Origin of the sequence: Mesorhizobium sp. M0048, assembly GCF_040323405.1 — a bacterium.
Lineage (GTDB): Bacteria > Pseudomonadota > Alphaproteobacteria > Rhizobiales > Rhizobiaceae > Mesorhizobium.
The window spans coordinates 49,838-62,086 of sequence record NZ_JAMYUV010000030.1 but is presented as its reverse complement, the minus strand read 5'-3'; the positions used below and the strand labels follow the sequence as shown (position 1 = coordinate 62,086).

General features: G+C 60.3%; 11 protein-coding genes. 4 read left to right on the top strand and 7 right to left on the bottom strand.

Annotated elements, in window-relative coordinates; translation table 11 throughout:
* The 4 genes from repC to NKJ84_RS22140 form a co-directional block, all read right to left on the bottom strand.
* Positions 1-1,009 (bottom strand): plasmid replication protein RepC (repC, locus tag NKJ84_RS22155; RefSeq protein WP_352508237.1); only part of this gene is annotated, 1,009 nt, incomplete at its 3' end.
* Between the two features lie 154 nt (positions 1,010-1,163).
* Positions 1,164-2,198, bottom strand: coding sequence for a plasmid partitioning protein RepB (gene repB / locus NKJ84_RS22150; protein ID WP_031195483.1), 1,035 nt, complete (start codon positions 2,196-2,198; stop codon positions 1,164-1,166).
* A complete protein-coding gene (gene repA, locus NKJ84_RS22145; protein ID WP_352508236.1) occupies positions 2,195-3,376 on the bottom strand; it encodes a plasmid partitioning protein RepA in 1,182 nt (393 codons plus the stop codon). Before repA ends, repB begins: the two co-directional genes overlap by 4 nt.
* A 1,006-nt stretch (positions 3,377-4,382) precedes the next feature.
* Complete coding sequence (locus NKJ84_RS22140; protein ID WP_352508235.1) at positions 4,383-5,513, bottom strand: site-specific integrase; 1,131 nt, start codon at positions 5,511-5,513, stop codon at positions 4,383-4,385.
* Between the two features lie 210 nt (positions 5,514-5,723).
* Here NKJ84_RS22140 and NKJ84_RS22135 point away from each other — a divergent pair, with 210 nt between their 5' ends.
* The 4 genes from NKJ84_RS22135 to scpB all read left to right on the top strand — a co-directional run bounded on the left by NKJ84_RS22135 (position 5,724) and on the right by scpB (position 8,515).
* Positions 5,724-6,020, top strand: a complete 297-nt coding sequence (locus NKJ84_RS22135; protein WP_352508233.1) for a hypothetical protein — start codon at positions 5,724-5,726, stop codon at positions 6,018-6,020.
* Entirely contained in the window at positions 6,010-6,600 is a 591-nt protein-coding gene (locus NKJ84_RS22130) for a type II toxin-antitoxin system VapC family toxin (protein WP_352508232.1), read from the top strand. Before NKJ84_RS22135 ends, NKJ84_RS22130 begins: the two co-directional genes overlap by 11 nt.
* 242 nt (positions 6,601-6,842) lie before the next feature.
* Positions 6,843-7,793, top strand: coding sequence for a DUF1403 family protein (locus NKJ84_RS22125; RefSeq protein WP_352508231.1), 951 nt, complete (start codon positions 6,843-6,845; stop codon positions 7,791-7,793).
* Between the two features lie 56 nt (positions 7,794-7,849).
* On the top strand, positions 7,850-8,515 hold the full coding sequence (gene scpB / locus NKJ84_RS22120; protein WP_502904036.1) for an SMC-Scp complex subunit ScpB: 666 nt from the start codon (positions 7,850-7,852) through the stop codon (positions 8,513-8,515).
* Between the two features lie 41 nt (positions 8,516-8,556).
* Here scpB and NKJ84_RS22115 read toward each other — a convergent pair whose 3' ends face one another.
* The 3 genes from NKJ84_RS22115 to NKJ84_RS22105 form a co-directional block, all read right to left on the bottom strand.
* On the bottom strand, positions 8,557-9,081 hold the full coding sequence (locus NKJ84_RS22115) for an RES family NAD+ phosphorylase (RefSeq protein WP_352508229.1): 525 nt from the start codon (positions 9,079-9,081) through the stop codon (positions 8,557-8,559).
* Positions 9,078-9,464, bottom strand: coding sequence for a hypothetical protein (locus NKJ84_RS22110; protein ID WP_352508228.1), 387 nt, complete (start codon positions 9,462-9,464; stop codon positions 9,078-9,080). Before NKJ84_RS22110 ends, NKJ84_RS22115 begins: the two co-directional genes overlap by 4 nt.
* A gap of 435 nt (positions 9,465-9,899) precedes the next feature.
* Positions 9,900-12,128: an adenylate/guanylate cyclase domain-containing protein gene (locus NKJ84_RS22105; RefSeq protein ID WP_352508227.1), complete on the bottom strand. Its 2,229-nt coding sequence runs from the start codon at positions 12,126-12,128 to the stop codon at positions 9,900-9,902.
* Positions 12,129-12,249 lie beyond the last annotated feature (121 nt).

Genomic DNA, 12,249 nt, shown 5'->3' with positions numbered 1-12,249 from the left:
TGACGCCCATGGACGGTCGGGCAACCTCGGCCGCGGCCAGAAATTCACGCCAGTTGCGGATTCCGCCGCCGCCCTTCACCAGCCAAAGCATGTTCGGGCAGGCATCCAGCACGATCCCTAGCGGCAGTTCGCGTTTCGGCAGGCTGCGTACGTTGTCGGTATCCGCAACGTTGCCGCCCGCTTCATCTTCATCTCCTGAGCCGTTTTCAGATTCAAATTGAGAGTCTGGTTTTGAATTCTGTATGTGGCGCCCATTTTGGGACTCATTGGCGTCCACTTTCTGTGTTTTTACAAATGATTCCAATGCTTCACGCACTTCAGCCCAAAGGCCTTCAAGTTCTTCGGCAATCACCTCGAGAGTCTGCCTAGGTGCAGTGCGTGGTATCTGACCAACAATCGCCTGGTAGGCCTGCTGAACCCTGCCCCAGTTTGCCGGCACGCCCTCCTCAATCCCGGCGTCGATCATCTTGACGATGTCGCGCCGGCATATGGTTAGCCGCTCCTTAACGAGACGAAATGCCTTCTTCTCAGATCTGACCGCATCCGCAAGATCCTTGAACTCCTCAGCGCGCGCCACGATCGGCGAGATGTCAAAGCCATAGGCTTGCTCGATCTCGCCCGCCTGCCCTTTCCGGGCGAAGCGCTTGCCGTTTGGGCTGTCGCGACGGATGATCAATCCACACTCGACCAGAACGGCCAGGTGGCGCCGTAAGGTCGTTGGGGGCATGCCATTGGCGCGGCGGATAAGCTGCTCGTTGGATGGCCATACAACCAGTTCGCTGTCGCCATAAAGCGCTGTGTCCGGATGGAACGACAACAGCGCGTCGAGAATAGCCAAGGCGCGATCGGTGGCGCCCAGAGCGATCCTGGCGTCCTTGATATCTTGGAAGACATGCCATTTGTGGACGATCGCGTCCTTCGGCACGGCCCTTGCGGTGACTTGGCTTGAAATCATGCCAAGCGTCATCGGCCGCCGCCCAAAGGGCGTCGTCGCAATATTCGTCTCCATTTTCTTTCACCCTCGATTAGGCAAAAGAAACCTGCTCGCCAAAACGACGCCAATGACTCTTGACAGTGATTCGTGGAGATGCGATTCTCAGAGTGCTTAGTTCAGAGAGAGGCTTCCACGGCTTGCCGTTCGGGGGCCTTTTTCTTTTGCGGTTTCAGACTCCTTGTTTCGTGATGGACTTCCGAAAGGCCTCAAACAGGTCGTCCAGTTGTCCGGCGATAAACGCTGCGAAACGCGATCCTTCAGCCTCTCCCACGGCAATCATGGTAGTTTTTCCGTTGTCTTTGAGGCTGACGCTGACTGTTTTGTCTGGAGCAGCCCAGGATTTCATAGCAATCTTGGGCTTTGATGGCTTGGCCGGACCCGCAGGTTCTTTGATCGCATTATGATCCGATGGAAGCGTCTCAAGCAGAATAATGAATCTGTCGTCGGACGTTGCCTCGCGGAATTTGTTTTTGCGAATAAGATCGAAAGCTTTTGCGGGTGAGCCGTCTATGGAATAGCGGTTCGAGAATTCCTGCCATCGTCCTCGACCAATCCCGGGAGCTTTACCAATCGATTGCAGTATCTCCTTGTCGACCGATGAGGCGATTTTGATCATCTCGGAGACATGCGATTTTCCTGTCGACAGCGAAGCGCAGATGGTGTCCCGTTTGTATCCCGCTTCCTGCTGCGCAAGCGCAAAAGCGCACTTCTCAATGTATGAAAGATCCTCTCGAGCGGTGTTTTCTTCGCCTTGGAAAATGACTGCTTGTTCATCAGTTAACTCGCGGACGGCCGCTTTGAATCCGATCCCAAGCTGCTTAGCTGCCGCTAATCTTCTGCGACCATAGACGATTTGAAACTCGCCATCCTTGCCTTGTACTGGCCGAACCAATCCAGGCACAATTTGACCGCGCTCCCGCATGGATTCAGTGATCTCAGCAATGGCGGAAATCTCGTAGGCGTCATCATATCGATCGGTGATGGACGACGGCCGTATTTTGTCGGGATCGAGTTCAATGATCTGTTCGCCTGACTTCAGTAACTTGTCGGCGATATCGCTACGCTCTTGCATTTGGCGAACACCAGCCGCCACCTTCATCAGGTGCGGCGATGACGTGCGGCGGCTGACGCCCTCCTCCGAATTGTCCTCCCCGAGTTGCCCCAAAACAGCAGCAAACATGCCCTTAGAATCTTTACGGCTCACTGTTCACGCCTCCATGCCATTGTGATGAGGCTTTCTATTTCCGCGTTCGCGGCATTGATCGATTCGATTGCACGATCATAAGTTTTAGGTGCCGAAAACCTCGATCGTTGCACTTCATAGAGGCTCTGCTTCCAAGTGAGAGCGTCCGCAACCGCAGTGGATTTGGAGACTGAATTCAGAAGTAAATCCTCGCCAAACACTTGGCGCATTAGGGCCTGCATGTTGGCTTGCGGGTGGTCGTTGGCCTCAAACTTTGTGATGAGGAATTTGGCGAAATCCCAACGTGCGCCTGCACCAGCCTCATCCAGGATTTGCATATAAGATGCGGCCAGCTCCAAAAACTTCCCTGTGGAGTCGACATCGAGCATGTGCGCTGGAACTGGGATTAGGACTCCGGTAGCGGCAGTGAGCGACGAAAGTGTCAGGAAATTGAGTGACGGCGCACAGTCGAGAAGAACGATGTCGTAGCTATCGACGACCTGTTCGAGGGCCTGTGACACTCGAAGCAGAAAACTGGTTCCACCGCTCTTGCGCATCTCAAGGGTAACGGCCGTTTCGAATTCTGTCAGCTCAAGACCGGCGCAGATGACGTCGAATCCGATGATATGCGTCTGATGGATAATCTTTTCCGTTGGCACCGGATCATCAAACCGAATCGCTGAGTAAAGGGTGTCACCTTCTCGGTAGTCAAATCCGGGTAACGCTCCTTGCAGACTTGTTAACGACGCCTGGGGATCCATGTCGACTGCGAGAACGCGATATCCACGTAGTGCCAACCAATGACCCAAGTGAATAGTGGTCGCTGTCTTGGACGATCCACCTTTGAAGTTCGTGATCGCGATGATCTGGCAATCCTCGCCTTTAACACGACGAGGATTGATCCATTTCTTCCGTGCCTTTTCCGCCAGGTGCATCCGAAGGTCCAGCACCTGCTCCACAGAATATAGGCGCTTTCCGGTGGTCGTTGTCTCTGGCTCAGGTCCCTGCCCTTTTAAGGAGACCTGCCGTATGTAAGCTTCAGTCACTCCTAGCAATGCTGCCACTTCCGTCGAAGTGAATTTGCGCATCGTACGAATCGCATCAGGAGGATACTGAGCCAGCGAAAGATTGTTGAGTGCCTTCTCGAGTTTCGTCGAAAAGGTATTCATGAACTGAAGGCTACTTAGATGCCGCGTCACCCAGATTCTCCTCTTGCACCCAGCGCCTATTGATAGCGACTGTGGTTAACAAGCTGTTAACGCCACGCCAACTACGCCAACTTTTCGAATTACGCGGTTTTTCCGTTACTGGAGGTATGCCCGATTCGGAGAATTCGAGCAAATGGACACAGGGCAGTTCCCAGCTGGGAACTTTTCTTTATCGCTGGCTTCTCTGTGCCGTCAAAGTTGCGCATCAGGCATTGAAAAAGACCGCTATGAAGTTGGTTACGCAGCATGGGGGCACGGGCGAGCCCCTTGCCCGTTTTGTTCTCGTAGATAGTCGACGTTGGTGTACCCGGTTGGCCTCTGGCTTCCGCGTACGGCGGCGAGCGACCTACAGAAGCGCAGGTAGGTTTCGGCGCATGGAGAGATACCCCCTCCCCCCACTTTGGCGCGGCGGCGAAATTCCCGTTGTGACGGAGGCACTGAGTTCGCGCAGTCCTATGGGAGTCACCATCCTGTGCGTCGGAGACGATGGGTTGTGTTTGTGATGCAGCCATGCCGCGCCGCTTCCGATGTCACTTCGGTGATCGCCCCAGGCTGACAAGTTAGACGCCCCACTGCCCCTACCCTGCAACGAGGCATTCCTTCCGGGCCGAGCGACCCTCGCGAATGGCAACTCAGCGGCTCGGACCTGTCGCCAAGCGTCCCACGCGATTTGACAGCAATCAGCACCGTTTGGCACGTAGGCGTCCTGTCCACGCGCACTTTCCTCCAGCGTCGGGCAAGAGGCTCCTGCAGTCGCCAGGCAACTTCCCTCGGGGCCAGTCCACGTGTCGGCGAAGGATCCTGGAGAACTCATCGAGAAGCAAACTTCTCCCACAACCCGTACTTTGAGTTCCCAGCTGGGAACAGCTCTTCAAGTTGGAGGCTTGCGACCGCACCAATAAACCTTGGAAACCCATCAACATGATGGTTGGATCTGTGGCGCCGGGGTGGATTGGCGCATCCAGAGTCACCTGCGGCTGGGGGGGCGTACCGCACTCTACAATCCTGACGCCTTAGTTAGATTGACGCGGAAGCGATCGCGCCGGCGCTGGTATTTGCGTGTCATCTCTGCCGAGGCGTGACCAAGCTGCTTCTGCACGTAGCGCTCGTCAACCTCGGCAGAGGACGCGAGGCCGGCACGCAGCGAGTGGCCCGAAAACTTTTGGCCGCGCTCGCCCTCGGAAAGATCACCGCGCACGCCGGCGGCCAAGGCCGCGCGTTTGACCAGCCGCGCCACCTCCTGATCGTTGAGCCGCTCGGCGCCCACAGCTTTGCCCTGCCCCGTGACGCGGCGGAAGAGGGGGCCATGCGCGATGCGGGCCAGCTTCAGCCAGGTCTGCAGGGCGACGACCGGGCAGGTGGCATCGGACGAGCCGCGGCCAATCTCGACCTCGCGCCAGCCGGTCTTGCCTCGCAGCGTAACCAGCACGCCCTTGTTCGGGAAAAATTCAATCCAGCCGCACCCGTCCTCGGTTTGATCGCGCGCAACATCGAGGCCCACGATTTCGGAGCGGCGCAAGCCGCCGGCGAAGCCCAAAAGCAACATGGCGCGGCCGCGCAGACCGCGCAGCGTGCCACGATCGAGCGTTTCCAGCATGGCGACAAGATCGTCGCGCAGGATGGCTTCCTTTTGACGGGGAGGGGAGGCGTGTTTATTGCGGATACCGGCGAGCACGGTGGCGATATGCCGGTCCTTCCGGTCGAGCGGTTGACCGCGTTGCGTATAGTTCCAGGTCAGCGACGACAGGCGGCGCTCAATGGTCGACACAGACTTTTTGTCCCGTTCCGATCCTGAGGCCTGGGCCGTGATGTAGAGGCCGACGACTTGTGGATCTGGCGGCAGCGGATCAAACGCCTGGCGCCGGCACCAGGCGCAAAAATGCTTCCAGTCGGCGGCATAGGCGCGACGGGTGTTTGCCGAACTCGCCGCCTCGACGTAATCGCGCGCGCGGTCGGCCAGCTTTTCGAGATGCGCAGGCAGTGATGCTTGTCGCGAGTCGAGGACCTGCGTGGAAGGGGAGGGAGCCTCATCCGGGTGCCCCATTTTCATGACGACGTCGACAATGTCAGGCAGGTCGCTGGTGTCGACCGCGTCGATGGGCGTCATGAAATTACGGGGACTGCCCATCGAAACTCTCGATCATTTGAATGTCACAGTGGTGCGATTCTGAGAGCCCCAACGTGCGACCAAAGCGCCCAATTGTCCACCGCGAGGTGCTTGACCAATAGCTCCCGAGATTTGCGCCGGTCGCGTACCTCCTAGGGCCCTCTTTCTCAGTGCCGATCCTTGCCTTCATGTTCAACATCCCTTATGTTTCGTTCAACAGGAGAATCCAGGATGAGCGTACGTGGCGCAACGGCAGCCGAAAGCGAGGAGCGGATCGCCCACACCCGGAACCGTCTGGTGCTTGAGCAGGCGAGGGCGGTCGGCCTTCTCGGCGCGGCCAAGAACACACGTCTTTCCGGCAGGGTGCCGTCGGAATTGATCGAGGCGGCAAAGAAGCGCGCTCATGTGACCTCCGACACTGAGCTGCTGGAGCTCGCCTTGTCGCGGCTGGCCCTCGAGGACGATTTTGGCGCCCGGCTCGTCCGCCGCAAGGGCAGCATCACCGCAGACATTGATCTTGGCGTTTGATCTCGGGAGCGCACTGCGTTCCCTCAAACCACAGCGGCGTGCCGGGCTGGAACGGCGGCCGGATTCCGCTCTGTCCTGGGCAGGGGACCAGCCGCCTGTCGGCGGTGCATTGCTTCTCGACACGAGCGTCTATCTGGATGTCCTTCAGGGGCGCACGCCCAAAGTGGTCGATGACCTTCTGACCTATCGGCTCTGTCAGCACTCGGCCGTCTGCCTTGCCGAGCTCAGCCACCTGTTCGGCCGGCTCGACCCAGCGCACCCCACGACGAAGTCGGTCCTGAAAGTGGTTGCAGGCACGATTGAAGACATTCCAGTGCACCGGCTGCATGCACCCGACGCCACCGCCTGGGGACGCGCCGGCATGCTTGCCGGCCTGCTGTTCCGGCTGAGCCGTCTGCCGAAAGGGGAGGGGCATGAACGCCGCTTCCTCAACGATGCGCTGATCTTTCACCAGGCCGGTCTGCTGGGGGCGACGGTCCTGACCGGCAATGTTCGGGATTTCGATTACCTCAACCAGCTTGTTCCGTCGGTGCGTGTGATCTTCTACCGGCCGGTGACAGACTTGCGCCCGCAGGGTTGAAAGCGTCTGTGGCAGATATGCCCGTGCACCGTGTTCGTCCAACCTCCTTTAATGACCACCAGTCTTGGTCGCTGACACTCTCCTGCGACCGTTGAAACGCGGGCGACAACGGCCATTTCTAACGTAAGGACAAAAACGAACGATACTGCAACATTATCGTTCGTTATGCACGCACGACAGCCTGTGCGTTTTGGTGCAAAGTTTGTCGCAAAAAGCGCACGGCTGCTTTACCCTCCAAGACCATGATTCGCCTCGACCCCGCCGTTCCCGTTCTCGAGCCGGTCGTCCCGGCCTGGGCGCTGGCCAACGGCGCTGTCGTCACCGACGCAGACGCCGCCTTCTGTGCCGGCGCCGCCTTGAGCGCGCTCGAGACGCTCGCGCGCACGCAAGCCGGCTGGGCCGGCGCCTGGCGCCAGCGGCTGGCGCTGAAATGCGCTGCCGCCAGCATGCGGCTGGCCGGGCGCTCGGAGGACGAGGCCGCCTTGCGCGACGCATGGCATCTGCGCCAGGCCGGAGCCGATCCGGGGCCCGCCGGCGCCACCTTTGGCGCCTGGCGGCAGTTGGCCGGGCAGCCGCCCGCCGCCAGCGCCGATCAGCTCGAAAAGATCGTCGACCAGCTGGGTCTCCATTGGGACGTCGAGGCGCTGGCCGCGGTTTGCGAACACATCGACGACCTGGCGCGCTCGGGGCGGCCGGCGCCGTTCGCCGCGGCGGCAATCGCCGCTCACGTCGTCGCCATGCAGTCCGAGTCCGAGCTTTTTGCCTGGTGGCTCGCCGACCTGGTGCTAGCGCAAAACCTGCGCTGGCCGCGCCCGCTGCCGCTGCTGATGGCACACGCTTTTGGCCCGGCGTTTCGGTCCAAGCCTGGCGGCGGCAAGCGGATCCGGCCAGGCGAAAAAGGGTTTGAGCGAGCAGTGTGCCTGGCGCTGGCGCAGGCGGCGGCGGACGCCTGCCGGTTGGCCGCCGAGCTGTCGCGGCGCGCGGAGCGGCTCATCGCCGTCGCACCGAAGCTCAGGGCAAAGGGGGCGGGCGATGTGATCCAAAGACTGCTCGACGACGACGCCCTCTCCGGATCGCTGACGACCAAAAGCCTGTCGCGGTTTGCGGCGCGGCGCCTGTTCGAGCGGCTGCAAAAGCTCGAGGCGGTGCGCGAGCTTACCGGCCGCGCCTCGTTCCGGATTTTTGGGCTGTAGTGATGGCTGAGACCGCGAGAGCCGAACGCCCGCGAGACAAGAGGGATGTCCAGCGAATGCTGGTCGACACCGAGCTCGAACATCTGCCGGCGGAACTGCGCTGGCGCGAGTGGATGGGCCGCGTCGAAGCGGTTGTCTTTGCGGCCAGCGAACCGGTGCCGCGCGAGGTGCTGGCGCGCGTCGTCGGCAAGAACTGCAATCTTGAGCTGATCATCGACGACATCCGCGCCGAGCTCGCCGGCCGCCCCTATGAGCTGGTCGCGGTCGCCGGCGGCTGGCAGCACCGGACCAGAAAGGTTTTTGGCGATGCCATTCACGCAGCCTTCGGCACGGCAGCGGGCGAGGGTGCAAAAGAACTGCCGCAGGCCGAGGCGCTTGTCTTGATGTGCATTGCCTACTTCCAGCCGATCACCCGTGGCGAGCTCTCCAGCTTTTTCGGCAAGGAGGTGTCGCGCGACCTGATCGGCGTGCTGCGCGCGCAGGATCTTATCGCTTCGGGTCCGCGCTCGCCGCAACCTGGCGCGCCCTATACCTATGTGACGACGAAAACTTTTCCGTCGCAGTTCGGGCTCGACACGCTGCGCCAGCTGCCGGATTTCGAGGCGCTCGAGGACGCAGGGCTGCTGTCGAAGGAGAAGCTGCTGGCCGGCGATATTCCAGCCGGGCTGGCGCGCGGGGAGGGCGACGGCGAGGACGATGTCGTTGGGGACCAAGCGCCGTGACTGGGGGCGTCGTCGCGTTGCGATCCCAGAGACAGTCTAACTCAGGACCAGGACGACTGGTCGTGCGGCAGCCGTTGATCGGGATCGTGAACCGCGACATGGTCGCCGTCGACAAGATTGGCCGGAAAGATCACCAGATTGGTGCCGCCGGCGTGACGCAGCGACGGAAACAGGATGCCGCGAAGTCCGGCGGTGATGACCACATCCGCGAGCTTCCACGACGGCGGGATCTTCTTGTCGATGCGAGCGACCTGGCGCCAGGCACAATCCCACTCCTTCCACGCGCCATCCCAGATGTCCGGGTCGAATCCCTGCGACAGGTCGGCTACCTCGGCGAGGGTGATCTTGTAAGCGGCAAGGGTGGCGGGCGGGGTGATGCTGGCACCCTGCTTGTATTCATCAAGCGCCGTCTGGGTCGCACGCGACAGATAAAGTGCTTCGATGCCCGGCCGGTTGAAACGACCGCCGTCCATCGCCGCGCCTGCACCGCTGGTGGGCAGGAAAGCCCATTTGGGAGTCAGATAGCGATGGAAGATTTCGTCTGGACCGATGCGGGTGATCCTCACCCGCGCGCCCCATTCTCGAGATCCCGGATAAAGGCCAGAACCGCCTCGACCTGGCCGTCCGCGACGAGCTCGGCTGCGGTACGATGACCATAGTCGGCGATCGGTTCATTGCGGTACCAAAAGATCGCCTTGTTGACGTCGCCGGTGAGTTCCGTCGCCGCCGAGATCACTTTCACCATCTCGCGCATCCGGCCCTGCAGGCGCTTCGATGAGGGATTGCGGAGTGTGTTGCGGTGGACACCGGTCAACTGGGCCAGGTTGGCCACCTTCACGCCCAGCGCCTGCGACAGGCGCTTCGGCGAGATATAAGGCGTGCGCGGCTCCTGCAGGCTATCGACAAAGCCTGAAATCACCGTGGAATGTGCGAGCTGTGCATGGGCCATGACAAATCTCCGACCTCTCATATGCACAATATATGCACATTTCGATGCATAGCAAGTGGACGGAGGCCCTACTCCTTCCCAGACTCCTTCCCAGACTACTTGCCCTTCTTCATTCCGTAGCGTTTGTTCGCTAGCGGCGGCAATGCGCCGCATAGCGGCTGTAGAACCCCGTCCTGCCAACTACGAAAAGCATACGTTGCCGGCGACCACGCTTGAGGTTGCGAGCGCCTCATGTCAGCCGAACGTGACTGCACTGAAAGTCGCGGTTGCGCCCAATGTCGGCCGTAGAGATTGGCTTAGCCGCTGCCTGAAAGCAGACGTGGTCAGCGACAGGGCCGGACGTCTTGATAGCGCCAATTGTCGACGTTTGCAGTTATGCCAACAACGTCGCGTCTACTCGGCAAGCAGACTTACGGCCTTGCGGCATTTGGGAGTTCACTTGACGACCGAAAACTCGAACTGGTCCCCGCGGTAAACGGCCTTGTATTCGTCGTCGCGCCCCGGCGTCCTGAACACATTGCGAAAAATCGCCCCACAGCTTGTCAGTTCTATGGGAAAGGCGTTGCACAAGAAATCGCCTTGCACCCACGAGGTTCCTACGCGGCTCCTCTGGCCAACGGTCTCGCTGACGGCGCCGTCGACCGAGGTTGTGCGCTGCATCGGCAGGAACGTGGGCATTACCAATTTTCCGCGCGTTTCGTGCCCGAACATGAGAGACTTTATTTCCGCCCCTGTGAGCCGGTCCTTCGGATTCATGCCTGCCTTTGCCAATGCCGACAGCTCTGGCACACCTGCCTTGGTCAGCCCGGCCAAAAGGCGTTCGATATCGGCCGTATTCTTGAACACCATGTAATCCTGGGTCATCAACTGGCTCGGCCCCCTGTCCACCCGCCCAACAACCTTCCTAAGCGTTTCCAAAGCCGCCGCGGCCTGGTCTGTGCGCCCAAGATGCCCATAAGCCGAAATAAGGACCTGCAGGGCATAAAATTTCGCCCGTGGATCGGCCGATATAAGGTCCATCTTCTCGATAGAGCGAACCGCGTCCTCAAACTTCTCCTGGCCGAACTCGGCCAGTCCGGCTTGGTAGCGCCTGTAGTCCATCCACGAGTTTGGGTCGACGCGCGCAGCCGCATCGAGATAGCTAAGCACTTCCTTCGGCCTGCCGTTGAAATTCAGAGCATTGGCCAGCGAGAGATAATTCCAAGTATCGCTGGGATCGAGCGCCACCGACTTCAGAAGAACGGTAACTGCGTCGTCCGAGTCGTGCTCGCGGACCATCAACTCGGCGACGAGCTGATAGTAGCCCGGCGAAGGATCCCTGGCCGCCGCTTCCAGGGTTTCATAGATCTTGCCCTGGGCCACGTCCGTCGTAAGTCCCATTACTACGACCCGACCGACATCCGCGTCCCAGTAGGCCCAGGCGAGCTGGGCGTACGCCGCGCCGAAATCGGGGTCGAGTTGCACGGCTTGCTGGAAATACTTCACAGCCTGCGCAAACTCCTCGGGCGTGTTGATACGGTTGTAGATGTCCATCCCCTTGAGATAGGCCTCATAGGCCTCGGGATTACTGGTGCCTCCGGCCCGGGTAGCCGGCGCGCCGCTCACCAGGCGGAGCTGGAGCGCACCCGCGATGCTGCTGACAACGCTGTCCTGCAGCGCGAATACGTCTGCCCACCGGCCGTCGAAACGCTCCGCCCAGAGATGTCTGGAAGTCGAGCCATCGATCAGCTGCGCATTGATGCGCATGTCGTCGCCGACGCGGCGAATCGAGCCTTTCAGCAGGTACCGGACGCCCAATGCCGCCGCAATCTCCTTCGGGTCCTTGTCCTTGTAAGCGGAGGCCGCGTTGGGGGAGAAGACGAAAAGACCCGGCACACGCGCCAGTGCGGTCGTCAGATCCTCGGTGAAGCCGTTGGCGAGATATTCTTGTTCCTTGTCGTCGCTGAGATTGTCGAAGGGCAGGACGACTAGCGAGGGCCGGGTGTCGGCTGCCTCGCTGACGGTCGGAACGGCAAGCGGTGCAGGCCTCTCCCACGGCTGCCACCATGCTACTGCAAGGCCGAGAGCCAGGACGAGAATTCCCGCCGCGGCCGGAAAACGCCAGGCGCGCGGCTGGCGGCGAGCATGGAGGGTCTTGCCCGCTGCCGCGGAATCAAGCAACACGCGATACGCCTGAACGGGTTCGGCTATGTTTTTGACCCTCTGTTCGCCCATTGGCTCAAAGGCGAACGCCAGCTTCCTATCAACCTCCTTGGCCACTTTTCCCGAGATGCAGATGCCGCCCGATTCCGCCAACTGCTGAAGTCTGGCCGCGATGTTGACCCCATCGCCATACCGGTCGTCGCCGTCGACGATCACCTCGCCGAGGTTGATGCCGATCCGCACCACGATCTGTTCCACTGCGGGAAGCGAGGCGTTGCGCTCGGACAGTCCCCGCTGCAACGACACTGCACATTCGACGGCATCGACGACACTACCGAATTCGGCCAGCATCCCATCGCCCATCAGCTTGAAGATATGGCCGTGGTGGCGGGCAATTTCGGGCTCGAACAGTTCCTTGCGTCCGGCACGTAGTCGCTCAAATGTACCGGCCTCGTCGCGCTCCATCAGAGTCGAATAGCCTACTACATCTGCGGCTAGAATCGCGGCAAGCTTGCGGTCCATCGGTGGCCTGGCCCCAGCGGATCATAGTATTGGTTGTTCTGAAAGGAAACCGACCTCACCAGCAAATCCCTTCTCCCGCACGTTTGATGGACCGCTGATACGGCGAGGTGTAACCAATGTC

Bases quoted from the DNA above. Each gene is read 5' to 3' on its own strand.
- NKJ84_RS22125 (WP_352508231.1), top strand. From the start codon at position 6,843: ATGATTCGCCTCGACCCCGCCGTTCCCGTTCTCGAGCCGGTCGTCCCG.
- NKJ84_RS22135 (WP_352508233.1), top strand. From the start codon at position 5,724: ATGAGCGTACGTGGCGCAACGGCAGCCGAAAGCGAGGAGCGGATCGCC.
- NKJ84_RS22110 (WP_352508228.1), bottom strand. From the start codon at position 9,464: ATGGCCCATGCACAGCTCGCACATTCCACGGTGATTTCAGGCTTTGTC.
- scpB (WP_502904036.1), top strand. From the start codon at position 7,850: ATGCTGGTCGACACCGAGCTCGAACATCTGCCGGCGGAACTGCGCTGG.
- NKJ84_RS22105 (WP_352508227.1), bottom strand. From the start codon at position 12,128: ATGGACCGCAAGCTTGCCGCGATTCTAGCCGCAGATGTAGTAGGCTAT.
- NKJ84_RS22140 (WP_352508235.1), bottom strand. From the start codon at position 5,513: ATGGGCAGTCCCCGTAATTTCATGACGCCCATCGACGCGGTCGACACC.